The organism is Fervidicella metallireducens AeB (assembly GCF_000601455.1).
Lineage (GTDB): Bacteria > Bacillota > Clostridia > Clostridiales > Caloramatoraceae > Fervidicella > Fervidicella metallireducens.
The window spans coordinates 53537-78006 of record NZ_AZQP01000001.1 but is presented as its reverse complement, the minus strand read 5'-3'; the positions used below and the strand labels follow the sequence as shown (position 1 = coordinate 78006).

General features: G+C 31.7%; 20 protein-coding genes. 4 read left to right on the top strand and 16 right to left on the bottom strand.

Annotated elements, in window-relative coordinates:
• Positions 1 to 64: 64 nt before the first annotated feature.
• From Q428_RS00355 to Q428_RS00320, 8 genes are all read right to left on the bottom strand, one after another.
• The gene (locus Q428_RS00355; protein ID WP_035377128.1) at positions 65 to 802 is read right to left on the bottom strand and encodes an NTP transferase domain-containing protein; all 738 of its coding nucleotides are present in this window, start codon (positions 800 to 802) and stop codon (positions 65 to 67) included.
• A 15-nt stretch (positions 803 to 817) separates the two neighbouring features.
• Complete coding sequence (gene ispE, locus Q428_RS00350) at positions 818 to 1660, bottom strand: 4-(cytidine 5'-diphospho)-2-C-methyl-D-erythritol kinase (RefSeq protein WP_035377279.1); 843 nt, start codon at positions 1658 to 1660, stop codon at positions 818 to 820.
• A 183-nt stretch (positions 1661 to 1843) separates the two neighbouring features.
• Complete coding sequence (gene cphA / locus Q428_RS00345; protein WP_035377126.1) at positions 1844 to 4477, bottom strand: cyanophycin synthetase; 2634 nt, start codon at positions 4475 to 4477, stop codon at positions 1844 to 1846.
• Positions 4464 to 5300 (bottom strand): cyanophycinase, encoded by an 837-nt coding sequence (locus Q428_RS00340; protein ID WP_035377124.1) that lies wholly within the window; start codon positions 5298 to 5300, stop codon positions 4464 to 4466. The genes cphA and Q428_RS00340 overlap by 14 nt, the downstream gene beginning before the upstream one ends.
• 301 nt (positions 5301 to 5601) lie before the next feature.
• Complete coding sequence (locus Q428_RS00335) at positions 5602 to 7164, bottom strand: DUF3794 and LysM peptidoglycan-binding domain-containing protein (protein ID WP_035377122.1); 1563 nt, start codon at positions 7162 to 7164, stop codon at positions 5602 to 5604.
• Between the two features lie 380 nt (positions 7165 to 7544).
• Positions 7545 to 7805, bottom strand: a complete 261-nt coding sequence (locus Q428_RS00330) for a Veg family protein (protein WP_035377119.1) — start codon at positions 7803 to 7805, stop codon at positions 7545 to 7547.
• Positions 7806 to 8173: 368 nt separating this feature from the next.
• The gene (yabG, locus tag Q428_RS00325) at positions 8174 to 9046 is read right to left on the bottom strand and encodes a sporulation peptidase YabG (protein ID WP_035377117.1); all 873 of its coding nucleotides are present in this window, start codon (positions 9044 to 9046) and stop codon (positions 8174 to 8176) included.
• Positions 9047 to 9189: 143 nt separating this feature from the next.
• The gene (locus Q428_RS00320) at positions 9190 to 10185 is read right to left on the bottom strand and encodes a CotS family spore coat protein (RefSeq protein WP_035377115.1); all 996 of its coding nucleotides are present in this window, start codon (positions 10183 to 10185) and stop codon (positions 9190 to 9192) included.
• A gap of 134 nt (positions 10186 to 10319) precedes the next feature.
• Between Q428_RS00320 and Q428_RS00315 the strand changes: the two genes are divergently transcribed.
• A complete protein-coding gene (locus Q428_RS00315) occupies positions 10320 to 12092 on the top strand; it encodes a M3 family oligoendopeptidase (protein WP_201769229.1) in 1773 nt (590 codons plus the stop codon).
• A gap of 65 nt (positions 12093 to 12157) precedes the next feature.
• Entirely contained in the window at positions 12158 to 13291 is a 1134-nt protein-coding gene (locus Q428_RS00310) for a glycosyltransferase family 4 protein (RefSeq protein ID WP_035377111.1), read from the top strand.
• A gap of 26 nt (positions 13292 to 13317) precedes the next feature.
• Here Q428_RS00310 and Q428_RS00305 read toward each other — a convergent pair whose 3' ends face one another.
• The 4 genes from Q428_RS00305 to Q428_RS00290 are packed head-to-tail and all read right to left on the bottom strand — an operon-like array spanning position 13318 to position 16659.
• The gene (locus Q428_RS00305) at positions 13318 to 14331 is read right to left on the bottom strand and encodes a CotS family spore coat protein (RefSeq protein ID WP_051514775.1); all 1014 of its coding nucleotides are present in this window, start codon (positions 14329 to 14331) and stop codon (positions 13318 to 13320) included.
• A complete protein-coding gene (locus Q428_RS00300) occupies positions 14331 to 15278 on the bottom strand; it encodes a protein kinase family protein (RefSeq protein WP_035377107.1) in 948 nt (315 codons plus the stop codon). Before Q428_RS00300 ends, Q428_RS00305 begins: the two co-directional genes overlap by 1 nt.
• Before the next feature lie 15 nt (positions 15279 to 15293).
• The gene (locus Q428_RS00295) at positions 15294 to 15653 is read right to left on the bottom strand and encodes a hypothetical protein (RefSeq protein ID WP_035377106.1); all 360 of its coding nucleotides are present in this window, start codon (positions 15651 to 15653) and stop codon (positions 15294 to 15296) included.
• Between the two features lies 1 nt (position 15654).
• A complete protein-coding gene (locus Q428_RS00290; protein WP_051514773.1) occupies positions 15655 to 16659 on the bottom strand; it encodes a CotS family spore coat protein in 1005 nt (334 codons plus the stop codon).
• A 155-nt stretch (positions 16660 to 16814) separates the two neighbouring features.
• On the opposite strand from Q428_RS00290, the gene Q428_RS00285 reads away from it, so the two are divergent.
• A complete protein-coding gene (locus tag Q428_RS00285) occupies positions 16815 to 17942 on the top strand; it encodes a glycosyltransferase family 4 protein (RefSeq protein ID WP_035377102.1) in 1128 nt (375 codons plus the stop codon).
• A gap of 38 nt (positions 17943 to 17980) precedes the next feature.
• On the opposite strand, the gene Q428_RS00280 is transcribed toward Q428_RS00285, so the two are convergent.
• Positions 17981 to 18397 carry a hypothetical protein gene (locus Q428_RS00280; RefSeq protein ID WP_035377100.1) on the bottom strand — a complete coding sequence of 139 codons (417 nt, stop codon included), beginning with the start codon at positions 18395 to 18397 and terminating at the stop codon, positions 17981 to 17983.
• A gap of 244 nt (positions 18398 to 18641) precedes the next feature.
• Here Q428_RS00280 and Q428_RS00275 point away from each other — a divergent pair, with 244 nt between their 5' ends.
• Positions 18642 to 19139, top strand: coding sequence for a hypothetical protein (locus Q428_RS00275; RefSeq protein WP_035377098.1), 498 nt, complete (start codon positions 18642 to 18644; stop codon positions 19137 to 19139).
• A 32-nt stretch (positions 19140 to 19171) separates the two neighbouring features.
• On the opposite strand, the gene Q428_RS00270 is transcribed toward Q428_RS00275, so the two are convergent.
• The 3 genes from Q428_RS00270 to Q428_RS00260 all read right to left on the bottom strand — a co-directional run bounded on the left by Q428_RS00270 (position 19172) and on the right by Q428_RS00260 (position 24315).
• Positions 19172 to 21733 (bottom strand): hypothetical protein, encoded by a 2562-nt coding sequence (locus tag Q428_RS00270; protein ID WP_035377096.1) that lies wholly within the window; start codon positions 21731 to 21733, stop codon positions 19172 to 19174.
• A 264-nt stretch (positions 21734 to 21997) separates the two neighbouring features.
• Complete coding sequence (locus Q428_RS00265; RefSeq protein WP_035377094.1) at positions 21998 to 23062, bottom strand: mannose-1-phosphate guanylyltransferase; 1065 nt, start codon at positions 23060 to 23062, stop codon at positions 21998 to 22000.
• Positions 23063 to 23133: 71 nt separating this feature from the next.
• Positions 23134 to 24315, bottom strand: a complete 1182-nt coding sequence (locus Q428_RS00260) for a diguanylate cyclase domain-containing protein (protein WP_035377092.1) — start codon at positions 24313 to 24315, stop codon at positions 23134 to 23136.
• Positions 24316 to 24470: the final 155 nt, after the last annotated feature.

Here is a 24470-nt window from a genome sequence, read left to right as displayed (position 1 = left end):
AAATAATACCCTAAATTCGACAAACTGAATTATACATCAATTTTTAAGCTATATAACTCCCTTATTATGCAGTTTTATTTATATGTTTTAGTACAAATTCAACGTCATCTGCTTTATCAACATCATTTCCTATCTCAGGATAAGGTGTATCTATTGCACTTCCTTTTACAGAAAACATTTCATATATCTTTTTCTCAACGGCTGGTATTGACAGCATTCCAATTGCAAGCCTTAAAAGAAAAGTAAAACCTAATACCTTCCCCATTTTAAATGGTTTTTTTCTATATTCTACTAATTTATCAGCCTTTTCAGTACATCTTTCAACAATGCTTGGGTGCATATATAGAATATTTCCCCCAGTAAAGGTACCTTCCTTCATTTTTACATAAGTCCTTTTAACCTCTGGATATTTCTCATCATTAAGTCTTTTATCAATGATTGGATATCCAAGCTCTAATCCCTTTTCTCTGCATCTGTCTACAAAGTCTCTTATTGCCTCACCATTAACCATAGGTATATCAGAAGTACATACAATCAAAGGTGTTTTATAATCCCCTATTTCTTCTATACCTTTTCTTATGTTCTCAATTATACTGTTTCCTGGTTCTACAATGCCATCTACAAGATGTCCTATCTCCTTTTTTAAAACCTCATCTCCTACTATAAATATCCTGTTTACACATCCTGATTGTTTCAAAGAGTCAATTACATACTCCACCATATACCTTGAAGATATTTTCAAAAGAGCCTTTGATTTTCCATCCTCTCCCCTGTCCCCTGAAAGAATAAGTGCATTTACCATAAGAAACACTCCTTTTTATAAGGTTTTCACAAGATATACTTCCTTTAAATAGTCTCTTAACCTGTGATAGCACTTTTCAGCCTCAGCCTTGTCCCTAAACAAACCAAAGACTGTAGGTCCGCTTCCACTCATAAGACTTCCAAGCGCATTGAATTCCTTCATAATATTTTTAATTTCAAGTATAATTGGATACTCTTTAATGGTTACTGTTTCTAAAACGTTTACCATTCCCTTTGCAAGGATATCAATTTCTTCTTTCTCAATATTATCTATAAGTTCCTCCGTATCAGGATGCCTTACGATTTCATCGAGCTTAAGACTACCATATACATCTGCTGTTGATACTGAAATCGGTGGCTTTGCCAATACACACCAGGTTTCTTTAAATTGTTTTAACACAGTCAATTTTTCACCTATCCCTTCGGCTAAAGCAGTTCCACCTATTATGCAGTAAGGAACATCTGCACCTACTTTCAATCCTATCTCCATCATATCCTCCATTGTCATATGGAGTTTAAATATTTCATTCATGGCTTTTATTACTCCTGCGGCATCTGTGCTTCCGCCAGCAAGCCCCGCAGCTACTGGAATCTCCTTATCTATTAATATATCTACGCCGCTTTTAATTTGAAATTTATCTAAAATAAGCTTTGCTGCCTTATATGCAGAATTATTTTCGTTACATGGTACACTGCTCTTATTGCAATATATATTTATACCCTCTGAGCCCTTTTGAACTGTAACATTATCAAATAAAGACACAGTCTGCATTATCATTCTCAACAGGTGATATCCATCTTCTCTTTTACCTATTACATCTAAGGATAAATTTATTTTTGCCGGGCACTTAATAGTCACTTTGTCCATATTTTTACCAACCTCTTCCTTTTTATGTATTATTATATACCAAAGTCAATTATACTTCAAATAGAATTAGAGCAGTATATATCTTTACCCTTCCAATGTAAAAGGCAGACTATATCTAAAATGACTCTTATAGCTTATAATCTGCCTCTTAAAACAACTCAATAATTAATATATTTAAACTACATCTAATTTTTCTTTTATTGCTCCTTTATTATCCTTAAAGTCATTGATTATTTTAATTATCCCATCATAATCCTCATAGAATACAGCAATGCAGTCACCATCTTTTGCATTTTCTAGGGCTGTCTTTAATGCCTCAGTTTCACTCAATATTACTTTATAATTTTCTTTTTCCTTATGGGCAGAAAGTATTCCCATTTCAAGAAGCGCTGCAACTTCCCCTTCTTTTCTCCCCCTTTTATCAGCATCCTCCTTTATATAAATATAATCAAATCCCTTTCCACATATTCCTCCTACTTCAATAATACTGCTATCGGTTCTATCTCCTGGTACACCTATAACACCTACAAGTCTGTTAAATTCCATCTTTTTTAAGGATTCTATAACTGCCGTATATCCCCCTATATTATGACCGTAATCAACAACAACTTTAAAGTTATCAACATTATACACATTAAATCTGCCTGGATTCTGTGCGGCATCTAAATAGAATGTCTTAAGTCCCTTTGCTATAGTTTCTACATCAACTCTAAGGCCTATGCAAGCTGCAACTGCAGCCATTGAATTCTCAACATTATATTGAAGTTTTCCATTGTATGTTGATGGTATCTGGCAAATGTCAATAATAGGTTCTACCCTTTCAGCATCAGCCAGACAAATAAAATTGTCCCTGATAAATATACCTATACCACCATCCATAATGTGCTTTTTCAAAATAAGATTATCTTCACTCTTGGAGAAATATATTATATTACACTTGACTCTCTGACTTAATAAATTTACACTTTCATCGTCAGCATTTAACACAGCATAGCCGTAATCCTTTACTGCTTCAACTACCAGGGATTTTACATCTGCTAATTCCTCCATTGTATTTATCCCATCTATACCTAAATGGTCCTCTGATATGTTTGTAATAACTCCAACATCAGCTAAGTCGTACCCTAAACCCCTTCTTACAATTCCTCCCCTGGCTGTCTCTAGTACTGCTATATCTACTCTTTTATCCATAAGTATGGTTTTTGCACTGTCTGGTCCTGTGGTATCTCCCTTTATAATACATTTATCATTAATATATATCCCGCTGGTTGTAGTCATACCCACACATAAACCTTTAAGGGACATAATATGTGCTATTAATCTGGTTGTTGTTGTTTTACCATTTGTTCCTGTAACTGATATCACAGGGATTGAGTATTCACTTTTACTAGGGAACAGATAATCCAGTATGTAACTTGGAACATCTCTTCCCTTACCTAATGAGGGGTACATATGCATCCTGATTCCCGGAGCAGCATTTACCTCAAGGATAGCTCCTGAATTTGTTTTCATAGATTTTGAGATATCCTTTGTACATATATCGATGCCTGCTACATCAAGTCCAACTGCTTCTGCTGCTCTTATGGCAATTTCAATATTGTCTGGATGAATAATATCAGTACAATCCTTTGCTACTCCACCTGTGGAAATATTTGCATTAAATCTTAAAGTAATCCTTTCCCCTTTTTTAGGTACATGACATAAACTCAGTCCTTTATTCTTTAAGTAGTTTATAGTAATATCATCAATTGGTATCTTGGTTAAAGGCTTTTCATGGTCATAACCCCTCTTAGGGTTTTCATTTTCCTTTTCTATAAGCTCAAGTATATTAGATTCCCCATCACCAGTAACATATGGAGGAATCCTTAAGGAAACTGCAATCACCTTTTTACCTACTACCAATACCCTATAATCTCTGCCTTCTATGTATCTTTCAATTAAAACTTTCCTATTTATTTTTGAGGCTATTTTATATGCCTCTATGGCAGATTTATCGTCTTTGACGCCAACTGTTACACCACTGCCTTTGCTTCCATACATGGGCTTTATCACAACAGGATACCCTATTTTCCTGCATGAAATAAGTACTTCGTCTATATTTTCAACGCATTCACCATCTGCAACTGGTAAACAGGCACTTTTTAAAACCTCTCTCGTAAGTGATTTGTCACAGGATATATCCACCGCTATACATGAAGTATTTTCCGTTAATGTGGCCTCAATGCGTTTTTGTTTTTTTCCATAGCCTAACTGAAGCATACTTTCATTTCCAAGTCTGATTACAGGTATACCTCTTTTTACAGCCTCATCATAGATTCCCTTTGTACTTGGTCCTAATCTTATATTAACGATTTGTCTTTCTATGTTCCCAATAGCATCATTTAAATCAAATTCCTTATCTTCTATGAAGGCATTGACGCAATTTAAGGCATATTCTGCACATAATAAGGCTGCCTCTTTTAATTCATACTGGCAAATAACATGATAAATTGAACCTTTAACACATCTGGCCTTTCCATATCTCACTTCTGTAAAACCAAGTAAATTCTGCATTTCTATTAACATATGTTCAAAAACATGGGGAAGGTAAGTTCCTTCTTCTAACCTTTCTAAAAAACCACCTTCAAAACCAAGAGAACATTTATGTTTTTTTAACCCAGGTAATGCATTAACCAGTTTTTTATTAAATCCCTTTATATCTTTTGTTGGTGTATCAGCCTTATCTTCTACATCAACAGTAAACCTTACACAAAGCTTATGGCTATAAATATTTCTGCCAGTATATACTCTTGTTTCAATTATCTTCATTCTTATTCCCCTCTTCTTTTTTCTCATGTAAAGTGATTCTGTTTTCAATATCATATCTATATCCCTTAGGCAGTATATGAAGCTTAATATCAGTTATAGCTAAGGTCTCATCTGGAGATAATTCTGATACATTTGTATGAGATATACTGCTCCCATCAACAACAGTGACTGCCCCTGAACCTAAAACTTTAAATTCAGTGCTTTCTTCTATGGAAACAGCAGTATTTTCATCTATTCCAATGCCAAGTATTTCAGGGTTCTGTGCCACTGCATTAAGCAGTCTTCCAATTCTGCCTCTTTGGGCAAAGTGCTGATCTATTAATATGCCTCTAAGAATATCAAGCCCTGGAGCCATTTTAATCGTACATTTCCTTGGTGACTCGTCATCTATGCCTGAAACGATCATTGTAGAGGATAAACAGGATGCACCTGCACTGGTACCTACAATCAGTGTACCTGCATCATATGCTGTCTTGAGACTGGTATAAATTGCTGTTCCACCGATTAAGCTTGTTATCTTAAGCTGATCTCCACCAGTGAAGAAAATACATCTGCTTTCCTGAACCTGTCTATTATAGTCCTCTCTATTTGCATCTGCTCTATTTTTGATATCAATGATTTTTATATCCTTTAGATTAAGTCTGCTGAAGGTTTTCCTGTATAGAGCACCAACCTCATCTGGTTCTTCTGTTGCAGCGGTAAGTACTATAAAATCACCTTTTTTTCTGCCTGACCTTTTAACAACCTCTTTTAAGATTTCACATTCCTTTTCTTTATCCTCAGCTCCACCAATTATAATTAAATTTCCGCAGCTTTTTTTCATCCTTATCCACCTTATCAAAATTTATTAGGAGTGTAAGAAAATCAGTTTATTAATTATATTTTCCAATTTTTAAACCTTTATACAAAAAACCTCCCTTTTGGGAGGTGAGATTGTTGACATACATTATCTGAAAATGTAAGGTTTTTAAATCAAAGAAAAATTTAGACTTACTTGATGAAATGGTCTAAAACTTATGCAATTATTATGACGTTCTTATATCATAGCATGATAAACAATCTGCAAAATAAGGGCTGTGGTATTAGCACTTTTTAACTACTATTACCACAGCCCCAGATATACACTACTTTATAAACCTTTTATTTGGGATTAAAATTTTAAATCCTGGCTGAATTTCATCAGGGTCTGGTATATCATTTATCTTTAAAATATCCTCCATAGCTGTATTGTATTTCTTCGCAATCTTCCAAAGTGTGTCATTAGGCTGAACATTATAGATTATTAAACTTGGCATGTTCTTTATGTTCTCAGGCAGTTCTGTTTCCTGAACAGACTTAACAACGTCAACAAAGGATTTTCTATAAACCTTTCCTTCACATTCTAAAATCACCTTAACCTCTATTTCCCTAGGTGAAATCTTTTCAAATGATACATGTTCAATATTAACTGTCGCTTCCGGCATCATATCTATTTTTGTTCCTGGCATGTCAATACTTGCTTTAAAAGGAATTTCTTCTTCATAGCAGAAAACTCCACCCTCCTGGTTAGCTGCCATATAGATACTGCAGCAATTTACAACTCCCTCAATTAAAAGTTTATCCTCAATTATACTTAAATCAGTTATTGAAGGTTTTACCATCATAGTCTTAATTTTGTCTATTCCTTCAGCATTCTCCGGAAGAATAATTCTTTCTTTTAATGTCTGTGAATCTGTTCCCTCAGCATAGAATCCAATTGACTTAATACTTCTTCTTTCTATTTCATATCTTTCTTCAGGTGAATAGGCGTCTACTATGGTCTGTATTTCCCTATTCATATATACATTTGCATTGATTCCAATGACAGCTTCTATATCGATATTCTTTCTTTCTCCATTTTCGTTTTCTGTTATATCTTCATAAATATCTTCAATATCAAACCTTGCGTCACATTTCATACTAGTTTTTACTTCAGGTATGTTCAACTCGTGGGTAAATGCAACATCCTGTTCCATGTTCATAAGATGCTGTTCAGTAGTTATAAACATAACTTTAATAAGGGCACAGGCATTAATGATTACTTTTCCATCCTGTACTATTATATCTTTTTTATGAACATGTACATTTGGTTTCAGTATGCTCTTAACCTCTGGCATATCTTCAGGTAATTGAATTTTACCCTTTATAATTGATTGACCACTACCATGACCAATATGTTCATCTACCTCAACAGAATCCTTAAGCAGCTGAACATTATCCCCTCTGATGTCTGACACTGCTTCTACAACATCCATATCATAAGCAGCAGCTCTTATGTTAATAACAGCACTTACGTTCACTTTTTTACTGTTAACCTGTTCAAAATCCATATGTTCAATATCTGCTACAGCCTTACAATAGGATTTTGGAGTTGTACCTGGCACCTGAATAGTGTGACTAAAATTTGATGATGCAGTTTTCTTATAAACCTCATTATTCTCATCCATAGTTGTGTAATAGATTTCAAAGTTAACCTTACCTTCAACTATAACCTTATCTTCCATTACTTCTGAACTGACAATTTTAGCTTTACCGTCCATGCATAATATTCTTTCCATATCAGGGTTTCTATCCTCTAATACAATATCACCCTTTACGATAGTTTGGCTTGAGCCTTCCCCAACCAGTTTTTCATAATTTATCATATCTCTTACTATTTCTACAGGCATTATATCCCTCCCACCCATTTTACCTAATATAATTTATTAGCTTTCTATAAAAAATATGCTAATAAAAACGTTGATATTACCAAATTCTTTATTAAATTACCAATTTAATTTTTCTGAAAATTAAATTTATACTTAAAATTACTTCTTTTTGATTTTATGTTGACTTTAATACAGCTATGCTTTATCATATTGAATTGTTGATGACCATATAACCTCTCATAAATTCTCAATACCCAAAAGTTAGTTTATATTTCTTTTATCCCCCTATTAAAAGAAAAATAAGCTGCCAAACCCATAACCCCAAAAAACAAAACCGCCCCGTTGGCGGTTTTGTTTTTTATTTAAAATCTTACATAAAAAAATAAACCGAATAAATCGGTTTATCCTATTGCAACATTACCCTTTTTATACACTAATTGAACTGTTTTTGTTAAAATATCCGAATAGCTGTATGAAATAGTTCTTGAGCTATTGTCATTTCCTTCGACCCTTACAACAAATATATTAGGATATGTCTTTTCAAGGATGCCTTCTTTAACTACTACCTTTCTTCGTCCGCTATTTGCCTTAAGAAGAACTTTTTCTCCTATGTGCCCCTCAATATCATTTTTTATGGCACTTAAAACTTCTTTTCCTCTCATACAAACACCCTCTTTCCACATATACAATATTACACCAAAAAAACTAATTAGTCAATAAAAATATTATATTTTATCAGTATTTATTCAAAGTGTCAATATTAAAATTTTATGTATACAATGTAAATAAAATGTTAATTGCCTGATTGTATTATAAATCTTTTATTTTTATTAAATTTTTACTTCATTTTCAACTTGATTTTTTATAAAACCCAATAAATGAAGAATCAACAATAGTTTAAGGGGTATTGTTTTGTTCAAATTATAGGATAACACTATTAAAGCCCATAACCTTATCAGCCAATCATTCAAATTAAAGAAAATTTTATTGGCTTTTTAGGATTATATGGGCTTTTCAGTGTTTTAAATTTCTATGAGTATGCAGATTTTGGCATACCTTCTCTGAACTTTCCTCTTGTTTGCAACCCACCAAGTCCCTTAACTCCAGTTACTGTATTCTCCAGTGCCTCATCAGGAGATACAAATTTAGATATATTACTGAAGGCAACCTTTTCACAAATAAAAACTGGATCCAATGCATGTATTAATACTCTTTGTGGAGAACTTGCAAAATTAGCACCAGCTTCAATTAATGCTTCGAAATTTGATTGACATGCTCCAGCAAATATTACCAGCTCATCATAGGAGGATTGATATTCTCTGGCCTTTTTAACAGCCTCTACAAAATATTTAGAGTTTCTGTAGCTATCAAGACTTAAATAGTTCTGGCTGCCCTTTATCATCCCATCATGACCTGTTAATACTAGAATATCTGGTCTATATTCCTTTAAAAGATTTAAAATTACCTGGGGTTGCTGCATTTCAGGAACCATTTTTCCTACACATTCGATACCAAGCTGTTTATAACCCCTTACACAGATATTCATATATTCTTCATCTCCATCGATATGAAGAACCCTTCCAGCTCTTCCGAAGGCTAACCCATCTTTTGTCTTTTGCATAAGCCCCCCCCTTGAAGATGTATTGTTCTTCCTCTGCATTAAAATCTTTTTCATCAATGAATTTATTCTTTTGTTAAAAACATCATTGTTATCACTTATTTTATTCAGCCCTGGCTTTTCAAGATCATTCTGTGGTGCATCTGCCATTATTCTTAAATTGGTGCCTTTTAAAATATAAAGATTCTGTCCATCCTGTTTTTTTACAATCTGCACTATTTTAAAATAGACATCACCACCGTATGACTTTCTTATTACCACATCCCCCACACTGTACTCCTCCATTTAATCACTCCTGCATTATTCTTATACTATATTATATGAATCTGGTTATTTTATGTTAATCTCAAAAAATTAACACCGAATACTTCTATCGGTGTTAATCTCTTATTTTCATATCCACAAAAACCATAATTTATTCCCTATGCTTAATAAAGAATACTATCAATGTTTTCTATAAAATTCATGTATTGTTCTCTTTCATTTATTATTTCTGACATCTTCTTACTAAAGGTATCTGTATTCCATCTTGATTCTTTATAATAATATCTATTTGCAAGTCTCCAGAATCTTTGTGGGAACACAAGTAAAGTCTTTAGTATATTTAACTCATCACTGGTTATTGGTTTCACCTGACTGTATGCCTCAAGTATTGCCTTTGCAGTCTCTGGATTCCATTCCAATCTCTTTAACGATTTTACCATCAAAGTAGATACATCGTATATTTGAATTTCAGCTTTGCAATAATCAAAATCTACGATGTAATTTTGACCATCATTACCCATTATTATATTGTGATAAGTATAATCATGATGACATAATACGTTATCCTCTAAAGCTGCCTGACATACCCTGTTGTATGCTTCAATATCCAAAGTATTTAATGCTTGTTGCCCAAGCTTTATATAAAAGTCAACATTGGATAAATACATAATATCAAAATCCGTTTTTCTCTTGTTCTTTCTTGCCATATCCCTCATTTTATTCAATGTAGACAGCCTTTTTTCCAAGGTTTTTTCAAGTTTTCCAATATCATTTCTCATCCTTACACTTTCATCTGGAATAAATCCCCTTGCTAATAGATGAAATTCCCCCAATAGCTTTGATGCCTGTTTTAAATCCTCTTCATCTCTGAAGTCACATTCTCTTCCATCAATCCATTCAGTAACAACGTAAACATCATCATTTACTAGTGCATAGGGTACACCTGTGGGGGTTAATAAATACATGTCTATATTTTTAAATCCGTTTTTTATTATATGTTCTTTTGCATTATATAGATACATTAATTTCTGTAAACCGTAATTAACCTTTTTTAAACATTTATCTCCTTTGTCTGTTTTTAATAAATATACTCCCCTCATTGGTATAATTTCAATTATTCTAAATCCAAATTGTGTTGATATTTCTGTTTCCCTTACCATAAAATCACCCCCTCCATATCTTATATGCATTAATCTAGCAATATATGATAATTGTCCTAAAAGTTAATTTTATTTGTTGATTTTATTCAAAATTAAATGTACTATAAAGTAAAAATATTGTAAATTAAGGAGGTATTGGTATGAGATGGAGCCTTGATAGTCTTTACAGTAATTTTAATGATGAAAATTTCTGCAAAGATTATGAAAAACTTAACTCTGAAATTGAAAATATTAGAAACTGGTGCGAAGGTAATTTCAAGACAACTGAATCTGCATCAGAAAAACTTCAGTTCTTTATTAAAAAACAAAATGAATTCTATGATCTCTTTTCTAAATTATCAAGCTATGCACATCTTACACTAAGCGTAGATGCTAAAAATGAAACTGCTTTAAAAATCCAGGATGAACTTGAGGAAAAAGCCACAGAACTGACTAAACCATTGGTGTTATTTGAAAAATGGGTCAGTTCCATAGATAACATTGAAGATATAATCTCTGAAAATCCATTCCTCAATGAACATGGTTTTTATATAAAGCAGATATTAGAAAAAAATAAATATCTTTTAAGTGAAAAGGAAGAAGTAATTATATCAAAAATGAAAAACACCGGTTCTAATGCTTGGAACAAACTTCAGGAACTACTTACCTCAACTCTTTTAGTTGATATAACATTAGATGGTGAATTAAAGCATCTGCCTCTTCCTGTTGTCAGAAATATGGCATTTGATAGGAACCAGTCTATTAGAAAATCAGCATATGAAGCTGAACTTAAATCCTATGAAAAAATTGCTGATTCATCAGCAGCAGCTTTAAACGGAATAAAGGGAGAAGTAATAACTATCTCAAAGTTAAGAGGATATAAATCACCACTGGAAAAAACTCTGCTGGATTCAAGGATGGACCAGGAAACTCTTGATGCAATGATTTCTGCAATTAAGGAGTATCTCCCAGTATTTCGTAGATATTATAGAAAAAAAGCTGAAATTTTAGGTCATGACAATGGCCTGCCTTTTTATGATTTATTTGCTCCTGTTGGTGATGCAGATATGAAATTTACATATGATGAAGCACGTGAATTCATTATAAAGAATTTTCGCTCCTTCAGCGAAAAACTAGCCAATCTTGCTGAAAGGGCATTCAATGAACAATGGATAGATGCAGAACCAAGACAGGGAAAACGTGGAGGAGCTTTCTGCTCAAATCTTCATCCAATTAAGGAAAGCAGAATTTTAGCCAATTTTACTGGAAGCTTCAACAATGTGTCAACCTTGGCACATGAACTTGGACATGCATACCATGGATATTGTCTCAAGGATGAAACATATTTAAACAGTAGATATCCTATGCCTATTGCTGAAACAGCTTCTATTTTCTGTGAAACTATAATCAAAAATGCCGCTTTAAAAGATGCTTCCAAAGAAGAAGCCTTTACAATACTTGAAAGTGATCTTCAGGGAGCTGCTCAGGTTATCGTAGATATATACAGCAGATTTTTATTTGAAAGTGAATTATTTAGACGCAGGGAAAAGGGTTCATTATCTGTTAATGAGCTTAATGAAATAATGCTTAATGCCCAAAGAGAAGCTTATGGAAATGGACTAGACAACAGTTATCTTCATCCTTATATGTGGGTTAATAAACCCCATTACTATTATCCGGAAAGAAACTTTTATAATTTCCCATATGCCTTTGGTCTTTTATTTGCAAAGGGCCTTTATGCTGAATATATAAATAGGGGAGCAGAATTTGTTGAAGATTACGATAGACTGCTTTCTGTAACTGGAAAAATGAAAATTGCAGATATTACTTCTCTTATGGGTATAGATATACATTCCATTGATTTTTGGAGAAGTTCTTTAAATATTGTAGCTGAAGATATTGAAAAATTTATTAACCTTTGTAATTAAACTTATTCACCTATGATTAAAAACTTCCATATTATGATATAGAATCATTATTTTGTGAGGTTTTTATGAATATCGGAATCGATGCTCGTGCTGCAAGATGGTATCGAGGAACAGGTATAGGGACATACACCTATCAATTAATATATAATATAAATCTGATGGACAAATATAATAAATATCTTCTGTTTTTACCTGATGAAAATATTTCGGACATAAACCCTGGTGAAAACATAGATATTCGTCTGATATCAGAGGATAGAAAAGATAATTTCTGGGAAGAAGTTGATATCCCTAATATATTAACCAATACAAAAATAGATATCTATCATGTACCCCAGAATGGAATAGGTCTGCCAAGAGAAAAATCCTGTCCCTTTGTTATAACTCTCCACGATATTATACCATACAAGCTTCCTGAAACAGTTGGACCACAGTATTTAGACATATACACCAGAGAAATACCTGAGATTATTCCTTTATGTGATTCAATAATTACAGTCTCGGAATATTCTAAAAAAGATATAGCAAAGGCTCTTAACTTCCCTCTGGAAAAAATATATGTTACCCATCTTGCAGCAGAGGATATTTATTATCCCCGAAACAAAAAACTTTGTAAAGCTTTGATTAAAAGCAAATATGATATTGACGAAAAATTTATACTTTATGTAGGCGGTTTCAGTCCAAGAAAGAATATAATGGGTTTAATCGAAGCCTTCAGTATTATTAAACCTAAATTGAAAGAAAAATATTTCCTTGTAATTCTGGGGAAAAAGGGACGTTCATATTACGACTATCGTGACCTTGCATATAAGCTTAATATAAAGGAGGATGTAATATTTCCTGGTTATATACCCGTTGATGAACTTCCAATTTTTTATAATGCTGCTGATATTTTTTGCTATCCCTCCCTTTATGAAGGCTTTGGACTTCCTCCTCTTGAAGCTATGGCTTGTGGTACACCAACTATTGCCTCAAATGTAACTTCAATTCCCGAAGTTCTTGGTGATGATGCTTTGTATATAAACCCATTTGATGTTAGGGATATTTCTGAAAAGCTGTTTTTGCTTATTGAGGATTCAGATTTTAGAAATTCCCTGTCCTTTAAAGGTTTGAAACGAAGTACAATGTTTTCTTGGAAAAAAACCGCAATCGAAACTATTGAAGCATACTGTAAAACAATAGCTGAATATAAAAAATAAAAACTTCAAAAAAGAGTGGATTTACATTATCCACTCTTTTTGAAATTCTTAAGAAATTCTTCTCTCTCATCCTTATAGCCAGCTTTTCTCTGGAGTTTGTTAACAAAGTCAGCATCATCCCAGTCCCTGGTTCTCATATAATAGGAAGTAGAAATGTCGTAAAAATCCTGAGGAAACATTAAATATCCATAAAGAACTTCCAGCTCATCTTTGGACAGTTTTTTCTCTTCCATATATGAATTTATAATTATATTGGCATTATCCATACTCCAACCATTATATTTAACTGCCTTAGTAATCATATTTGATATATCATGATAAGGTAAATCTATAATAGAATAATCAAAATCAACAAAATAAACATTTTCATCATTTCCAATAAGAATGTTATGATGAGCCAAATCATGATGACAAAGAGTTCCCTTTTCTTTACAAAACTCTTTATATTTTGATTTCTCCAGATGAACTGCTGCATCAATAATATTCATAATATAGTAATCTGAATATTCCAGATAAATTTTATCGAAATCATTTTTATTCCTGTGCATCAGGGCGATCTCCCTGAATTTTTGCATTATCTCTGCTCTTTTTCTGAACTCTTCAATTATAATACCAAGTTTATTTTTAGGATAATAATTAACATTTAATTTTTCTCCTGCCTTATGGAGTTTTGCAAGGGCAATTGCTGCATTTTTAAGATCAAGAGGGTTTTCATACATGCATTCCCTGCCTTCAATTAAGTCTATAATTACATACCTTCCACCTTCATATTCAACAAAGGGTTTACCGGATATGCTTTTCTTATAATTTATTACATAGGGATATGTCTTTCTAATCTCATTAAGAGAATTATATATAAAGGTCAGCTCATCCTCAGAATAGTCAACTTTTTTTAAAATCTTCAAACCATCATCAGTTTTTAATATATATATTGACCTTATAGGGGTTGCCTCCTCAACAATTATGTCGAACATATCAAAAAGCCTGGTGTCAAGCATATAGCTGGACAAATACACCTTGTCTCTATATCTATATTCCACTATTTCACCTCCATTATATCAGTCATAGATTCTCTTTCAATGTATTTCATAAATTTTTGTAGTTTATTTATATCCTTGTCTTTAGTATACTTTACTATGGTTTTCATAGAAGAACAAGGAAAAGAGACGTAGGCCTTTATTATCTCTTTGGAAACTCTTTCAATATGTCTGATTTTAGAGTAACTATCTAATACATAATTATAAATATCCTTATCTCCCGTTTCTTCTATTCCAAGCTTAACTAGATCAGCTATATCATCTTCAACCATGTTGTACCCTAAATTAAAAAGCTTTGTTATAACTATTTTACCCTTTGAAATTTTTGCTAAGTTAACGGATATATCATTAATACATATCTCTTTTTTTCTCATACTTTCCTCTAGGCGTTTTAAATAGTTGATGGATTTCATAATTTTCAAGGATTCTTTTCCCCTTCTTAATATTTCATCAATTTGTTCCCTTGAGTATTTCTCAAAATCATTTAAGGTTCCGGCATTATCTAAATATGTTTTAAACTTTCTTGTTTCATTAAACAGATTTCTATACTTATCTATACTCTTTCCCCAGTTGGTCTTAATCTTTACTCCAGGAGGCTGTACAAAACCCTCAGCAGCATTGTGAAATTCAGCTAAAATTTCTGCACAACAAGCCAGATTTTCACTGCAGTTCAGCTGAAGTTTATCACCTTCTACTTCTTCAGTAAGTATATACCTGCTATCTCCATCGGTGATAAATATCCGCCCTTCATTCGTTTTTATTATAGGCTGGATATTATTAAAACCATTGCCATAAATATAATCTATTATTGAAAAAGCAGCTGTTATCTCCCATTCTTTATATTTAACTGGTATAAAATTAAAGTTTTTATGGGAAAGTTTTGAAATGTATTCTTTATCCGTCTCTGAAATATTGTTTGTGTCTGTATTATACTGCTTTTTAAGCTCCATCCAGAAAACCCCCAATTAATGCTTCTTTCTTTTTTTCTCCGTCTTTTGTCTCTTCCTCCTCTCCTGTTCTTTTCTTCTTTCTATCTCATCCATAATTTCAGCTCTTTTTTCTTCTAACTTCTCTAATTTTCTCTGTCTTCTCTTTATCTTTTTTAATAGTTTTACATCTTCCTTAAGTTTCTTAATTTCATCCTCAAACTCATCATAATCTTTATTTTCAGCCTCATTAACTTCCTTTACCTGATTTGAAGTTTCATCTTCCATACCCCTGGTAAAACCAACAAATCTTTCAGCTATCAAAGACTCCATCAAATCGTCTATTTCTGTCTTTAATACCTCGATTTTATATATTAATTCATCAAGTTTGTGGGACATGTTAAACCTCCATTAAACTTGTTTTAAGACCTTTTAAAAATTCCATTCTCTCCCTGCTATCCTCAACTGTTTTCTTTAATCTCTTTAAAAATATACTTTCTTCCCAGGGCTGCTTCTCAACATAGTATTGAAGTCCAACCTGCCAGAAATCCTGTGGAAATTCCATAAAGCAATAGATTAAATATTTCTCCTCCTCAGTCAAAGTTATTCTATTACTATAAATATCAATTATATATTCCATTAATTCCATATCCCAGTTTCCATATCTTAAATTTCTTATGATTATACTTGCTAAATCATGCAGGTGGGAATCAAGTATACAATAGTCAAAATCAATCATATATACATTAAAATCAGGAGAAATAAGAAAATTATGATTTGCTGTGTCGTGATGACAGAATCCCATTGTTTTTCTATGATCTTCCATTATTCTAAAATACTCTGATTCCTCTAAATCTCTAACAGAGGATATGCCTTGTTTGTAGTGACTGTCAAAATATTTTAGATAAATGCTGTCAAACTCACTCTGTACATCTTTATCTTTTATTATCGCTTTGAAATACAGGAGTTCATCGCACCTTTTTTTGAATTTTTTTACCCATTTTCCGTAGTAATCTCTCCCCTTTTCCCCATTTTCTAATTCAAATTCCCTTGAATATAAATGCATCTTACTTAAGGTTTCAACGCACATTTTTAATTCAATTGGGTTTTTGAAATTTGCCTCCCTTGCATCCACCCAATCAGATAAAAATCCGTATCTATCGTTGTAGGCTATATATCCCTCTCCATCTACTGTATTTTCATATGGTATTACTGATTCAAATCCTTTATCCATTAAATGTTTAATTGCTGACATAATAAATGTAAATTGTCCTAAATCATATTTTGATGATTTAAAACATTTTAATCCTGAAGTTGTTTTTATCTTATATACATTTTTTATCTTCTCAATTTCTAAAATCTGTATGTTATACTTTTCTTCCAGGAGCTCCTTCAAATTTTCCACATAATCATCTCCAAACATTGCTGTAAAAAATAAATTCTATTTTATAATATGAAATCTTTTAACAAATGTGATAATTTATATAAGTTTTATGCACAAAGATAATTATTCGTTAATATCTATAATATATAGACTTAAATTTATGGAGTGTGAAATAGATGAAGATTGCCATAGACGCGAGGGGTGCCAACTGGTATGCCGGAACTGGCATAGGGACATATACTCAACAGATAATTAAATACATTACAAAATATGACTTGGAAAATTCCTATCATTTATACTGGTGTGGTATGAATTATAAGGAGTTTAATATATGCGACAATGTTACATTTAGTATAGCCTCAAAAAAACATCATCGATTTTTTGAGGAAAATTTTATTCCTGCCAATATATTAAACAAAAATATCGATATATATCATGTTCCTCAAAATGGAATTGGTCTTCCTGATAAAAAAAGCTGTATATATATTACAACTATTCATGATCTTATACCCTATGTAATGCCTGAAACAGTAGGCAGGGGCTATCTCAAAAAATTTATTTCTCAAATGCCTGAAATAATCCAAAACTCTGATATGATAATTACCGTTTCCGAATTTTCTAAAAAGGATATAATTAGAATATTTGATGTGGAGGAAGAAAAAATAAAAGTTACTCACCTAGCTGCTGATGGCTTTTTTAAGCCACTTAACAAAGAAGAAACAAAACTTTTCCTGAAAAATAAATATAATATAGATAATGACTTTATACTTTATCTTGGAGGTTTTAGCCCCCGGAAAAATGTAAAATCCATTTTAGTTGCATTCTCAAGAATATATAAGAACCTCTCTAAGGATTTAAAAGTAGTAATAATAGGTCAATCTAAAGATGAGCATACTTACCTTATGAAACTATCTGAAAGCCTTGGAATTTCAGACAGAGTTCATTTTACCGGTTATGTTCCCTACGAAGATCTTCCATATTTCTATAATGGATGCGACGTTTTTGTTTACCCTTCCCTTTATGAAGGCTTTGGTCTACCACCCCTTGAAGCAATGTCATGTAAGGCTCCTGTTATAACCTCAAATATATCCTCTATCCCTGAGGTTGTTGGTGACTCTGCAGTTTTGGTTAATCCCTTCGATACAGAAGAACTAAAAAACGTTATGGAAAATGTCTTGGAAGATGAAAATTTAAGAAATTCAATAGCTGAAAAAGGTTATCTCCGCTCTAAGGAATTCTCATGGGATAAAACCGCAGCAAAAACATTAAATGTATATGAAGAGGCCTATATCAGATATAAATAATAACAAAGGAGTATTCAACATGTTAATTAACATATTGATTACTCCTTATTTGTATCTTCTGACTGGTTTATTGACGGAATAGTTTCCTCTGTCTGAGTCTCCTGACAATCTGGCACATTTTTTTCTATGCCAGAATAAAGATTCTGATAATCATATACCCCTGTATCTATTGCCTTAAGGGCAATATCAGTTCTGTTCTTTAGCACACATTCAACCCTCTCTGAGAGCCTTCGTAAATCATAGGCTAACTCTAAAAGTTCCTTTATCTGATGAGTTTCTGTTACATTAATATTTGATATGGCATCAGCTGCAAAGGTCATATTGTATATGGAAGTACTTAGCTGCTGTAGCAATGTACTTAAAGGAATTATCTCATTTTCAATTAATTCTTTTGTATTGTTATAATTTACAACAAATCCTAATTTTTCAACGTTTTCTTTACATCTATTTATCATAAATACACCTCTTTTGTGTTTAACTAATATATATTATTCACTACTGAACATCCATATGTCTTTTATATTTACTTAAATATCCCATGTTAATGTAATAAAATTCCAATGATATTAATCAACTAAAATATAGTATAATAATTTATATAACTCTATTAAATACCCCTTAATTTTTCTGCCATATTACGTAACTATGGATGGTCAAAGTTTTTTAAATAAATTTGAAATTAAATAGAAAGGAAATAAAATGGATATCGTAAAAACAATAATTACCTCAATGAATATATCTTGTATGCTTTTATTTATATCTCTTATTTTCTATAAACTTATACTTTCTGTGAAAATGGGACATGTTATAGATAGGGTAGAGACAAGAAAAGTAGGTTTAACAAAATATTTAGGTTATGTAATCTTAAGCTTAAACTTTCTTTATTTATTGGATAAGTATTTAGGCAACCAGATAACCCTGTACGAAATTTCTTTTTTCTTAAACCTCTTTTTGTTTTCCATTTATCTTTTAATCATCGGCAAAACAAAGCTGCATATTAAAAAAAGGGGAATGGTCTGTTCTATTAACCATTGGAAATGGAATGATATAGTAAAATATCAATGGAAGAAAAATATGCTTAGATTGAAAATAAAGAAAAAGAAAGGATACAGATATGTTAAAATTCCAATTTGTCCCGAAGAAAAGGATAGGTTAGATTTATTATTGCAAAGACACATCAATTTAAAAATCAGCTGAAGAAAATTTCATTATTTCTTCAGCTGATTTCACTATTTAAGCACTTTAATATATACATCCTTCACAGCTTTATTACCACTTATATCCATTATTCCTGAACCCTTAAGTTTTATCTGTATTGTTTTAGTAGCATTATCTAGAATAATTGATGGATCTACTTTAATTTCTACTTCCTTTGTAAAATAAGTGTATTTTAAAATACTTATTTTGTTATCACTAACCCTTGTTCCATCTATATATACCTCAAAATCACCAGGGCCTACTGGATACACATTTTCACTGAATATAACACTTATGGTGTTCTTACCCTTTAATACAGCATAATCAATATAAGGTTTTTTGTTTTCCCCTAGATAAATAATAGACTGATATTTATCTATTTTATTACCTGCATCATCTGTTACCCCATTTATCTCTAATGTTCTATATCCTGAATAGTTTATATGATCTGAAGCAAGAATAAGCCTTATATTTTTATTGCTTCTCTTTTCAACACGCTGGAATATACATTGGCCATTTATTCTATAGTTTGAGACATCTAGAGCTGTTTTGTCACTAATGTCCTTGGAAAATTCTATATCTATGTAGGAAAAATCCCAAGAAACCTGGGGGCTTCCAACAATGAATAATTCCTTGCCGTCGTTATAATAACCGTCACAGGTGAAGGTCACATTTGTAATTTCACTTGAATAATTATTTGAAAAATCCATAATTAATCCAGGATTTATCTTAACCTTATATGTCCCTGTAGGGAACACAGCAATATTGGATATATCAATTATAACGGACTTAAGATTGTTTTTATCCGCTCCATTCTCCTTAAGGTAACTTGCTGCATTAACTGTTGCTGCAAAGGGAAAGGATAATGTTTGAATCTGGGTTTTCAGTTCCCTAGTTCCCTGAATAATTAAAGATGAATTAAATTGCTTAATATATCTATCAAAATTTAATACAAGATACATCTTGTTGTTAAATACTTTCTTCTCAACACCTGTCAGTCTTGGTGATGTTTTCTCTGCTTTAAAATCCAGTTCCCTTTCAACCTTTTCACCGAAATTGCCACTAAGGTCCTGATAGGAAATAACTTTAACTGTATTTTTGCCTAGAGTGTAATAACATGTCCCCAAAAAAGTTATGTTATCAGATGATGAATACTCATCAAAATATACAGGACTACTGCCTACCATAACAATTGGTGGATATTTTAACTTTTCACTGAAGGTAACTTCAACTTTCTCTGGGGATATAACTTTTATATTACTTACTGCTGGTTTAGTAAAATCTGTTTTTATCATATTTAAATTAGCTATATACGGATTCGGTTCTATTGTGTTTCCAAACATATCCTGTGCATTTTTTATTATTAAACTTATAGATTCATCAGGTGAAAAATCTTTAAGTTCGAACTTCAATTCTGAAGTGCCTTTTGCAAATTTTTCTGAAACATCTATGGTTGTTTCTCCTTGAACAACATATGCACTTCCGATATTTTTCAGAGGTTCAGAAAATGTTACATTAATACTATTTTTATTATTTCCCATATTTTTAACAAAGGGCGACTCATTATCTGTCCTTTTTTCTATCTCTGTAAATGGATATGTAACAATTAAAGGGTTGTCCTTAAGTTTTATACTGTTAACAAAATAAAGTGTGTCTTTAGCAATTGGGTTTTTTAATTGCAGCAGGGCACTTTTATCCCCAACCATGCTTATTGTATTTATTTCAGATGTACTTACAAAGTAGTTGTTTTTGTTTTGAACATCTGTTACATCAGGTGCCATTGTAAAATTAACTTGAATTGTTGTAGGATCAATATAATTAATGGATTTGACCTTGAAGTTATCACATATATTAATTAATCTATTTTTATGTGCCACAATTTTAGTACTATCAGATGAAACTGCCACATCCAAAATATACTGTCCCTGTTTGTCAAAGATATATTTTAGTTTTCCATTATATTTTGAAACATCCATTAACCATTTATTTTTATTGATATCAAAGATATTTAATGAATATTTATATGTGCTACTTGGTCCAGGAAGATTTTCAACGCCACCTATCTCAACTGTTTCTCCTATTCTAAAATCTTCTCTATCTATAAGCATTTTCCCATCTGAATAGATTAACCCTTTTTCATTTTTGCCATAACAATTAATATTTACAGTATAGATACTGTCAAATGAAAAATCCTTATTTTTTAGCTTGCCCTCTACTCCTGCTCTTTTCACATATATGTAAACCCTATAATTTCCTGGCTCAAACTTATTTGTTCCATCAAGTTTATATACAGTAGTTCCATCTGTAACTTCTCCATAATTTTGAGTATAGTAAGGTTTTAGAACCGTCTTTTTATTTACAATACTTACTTTGTCTATTTTCAAAGCATATTGTACCTTTCCATTGTAGTTACTAATTAAAAAGTATGATTGGGTTTCCCCTTCTATTAAAGGTGTATGTTCAACAAAAACCCTGTTTATTTTAGGTAGAACTTCATTGGCTGAAACAGTATAACCTCTGAATACACACAATATAGACAATATAGATATCAACATGCTAACTAAAATATTTCCTTTGTACCTATCTAACTTCACTATCACTACCCCCTATTTTTCTATTTATATTATGGTATTTTATCGATTTACCTTTATTTCATATTATACCATCATATACCTATTTTGTTTATAATAAATAATATAGCTGTGGTAATATATAATTAATTATCAGCCTCTTTCAATTATGGACATACATATTTTCGTAAGCAGAAATTGCAAAAGGGTAACTTTTAAAGAATCTATAATAAAAGGCTGTTACATTAGTATCCACAAATACTAATGTAACAGCCCTATCTAAATAATCTACATAAACCTCTCAAATTCATCATTACCAGCTAATTCTTTTACTAAATTTTTTATATCCTGACACCTGTCTTTAGGACAAATAAGGAGAACATCATCTGTATCAACTATCAGCATATCTTTAATTCCTATGCCTGCAATTAATCTCTTGTTCCCTAATATCATTGTATTTTCAACTTCATATAACCCTGCTTCACAATTGGAAATGACATTATTTTGTTTATCTTTATTCAAAAACCTCTCTAAAGCCGTAAAACTTCCTATATCATCCCAGGTAAAACTTGTATCAAGTACAACAGCCCTATGAGTTCTCTGCATAACCCCAAAATCTATTGAAATACCATCAATTTTACTATACTCATCGGCAATTACCCTATCTTCCTCAGGAGTATCCACAGCCTCATATATTCTCATTAAACTTCTATACAATTCTGGAAGATATTTTTTTATTTCCCTAAGGAGTCTGTCTGCTCTCCATACAAACATTCCGCTGTTCCAATAATAACTTCCCTTTTCTATGAAGCTTTTTGCAACATCAACATTTGGCTTTTCAACAAATCTTTTAACTTTGTAAATTCCAGTTTCAATTTCTTCTCCCTTTTCAATATATCCATAACCTGATTCTGGTCTTGTTGGATTAATGCCCATGGTTACAAGATAATCCCCATCCCTTGCAGCATCTATAGCGGTTTTTAATGTTTTTTCAAATTCCTCCTGACCTATAATTACATGATCTGAGGGCAATACAACCATAACAGCCTCAAAATCTCTTTTAAGAAGTTTAACAGCTGCAAGACCTATACAGGATGCGGTTTCTTTATTCATAGGCTCCTTAAATATATTTTTCTCTTCAATTCCTAATAAATTTTGAATAATTGGCACATATCTTTTATTAGTCACTACACAAATCCTTTCCTTTGGGATTATATTCATTATTCTTTCAACAGTACATTCTATCATTGTCTTATCTCCTACTGTCTTTAGAAACTGTTTCGGCATGCTTACCCTTGATTTAGGCCAGAATCTGGAGCCAAGTCCACCAGACATTATTACCGTGTATACCATAAAAAATCACCCCGCATATATACATAATATGCCGGGTGATTTCCCTTGGTTACATTTTACTTAGTTTTGCACTAATTGTAGTACCCTATTTTTTGTCCTTCGGTCTCCCTGCTAAGTTCTAAAGCCTTCTCTAATTTCTCTATTACTTTGGGATAATTTATACCCTGAGTATCATTTTCATAAATCATACCTATACTGAGTTTTGGAATAATAGAAATTTTATCTTTCTTTAATTTTATATTACCAACACCATCTTTTATTTTATTTGAAACCTCTGCACCCTTTAACTTCTTGTTTCCTCCGTCTATGAGCAAAATTAAAGTATCTTCGTTATATCTGAATATATATTCCTTTTCTTGTATAATTGAAATTATGAAGTTAACAATATTATTTATAAAAACCTTGGAAATTTCCTTGCCATATTCTTTGTAAACGTATCTGTAATTATCTATTCCAATTATAATTGCATAAAAGGATTTATTGTTTAAAATCTTATTGTTTAAAATCACATTTAAAAACTTGCCATTGTATATATTAGTCATTTCATCCTGAAACAATTCCTCTTCTCTTATTTTAAGTTTTGTATACATTTGAGAATATCTTTGAAGAGGTATAGAAATGGAATAAACTAATATAACACCTGCTGCCCCTCTGTCAGCATATAGCCAAACAATAGCTATCAGCAATAAAATGGACATTGAATAATATGCCTTATATTTCCTTAAATCAAAAAGCTGCATCATCCATGAACCAGTAGAAAAAGATATAACAAGGGATACCAATGATGTATTGATGAATACATATGAAACATATAGGACAGCAAGCTTTATTATATCGAGTCCATTTGTACTGAATACATTTACATCTAAAATTTCTTTCAAAGAATACACAACAAATATGCATATTGAAGTTTGAGCTATATTAAAAACTAATTTTACTATAGAAAATGTTTCTGTTTCATTCCGTTTATAACGTTTATATGATAATAGGGAGAGTTCAATAGAATTCAACAAAATAGCTGGTAATATTCCAAAAGAGATAATAACAAAGGTATTTGTTGCTACACTTAAATTAAAGGCTGCATTATTAGCAGGAAGTATATCAAAATATGAGGATATAAGAACAAATACTGCTATTATGAGAAAGAATAAATTTAAACTGCTTTTTTCCAAAAAAATGCTATAAATTATACAAAATATCCCTAAACTATCTATTAGATAAAGATATGGCTTAAAAAATTTCTTTAAATCCATTAAACATCCGTCCCCTTTGTTTAACTCTTTTATATTTTCATTATACAATTAAATATATTCAAATTAATATATAAATTTACATAAAATATCAATTTTTTTACTCTACTTTTACTGGAAACGAATAGAGGAATTTTTAACAATTCATAGAATTATAT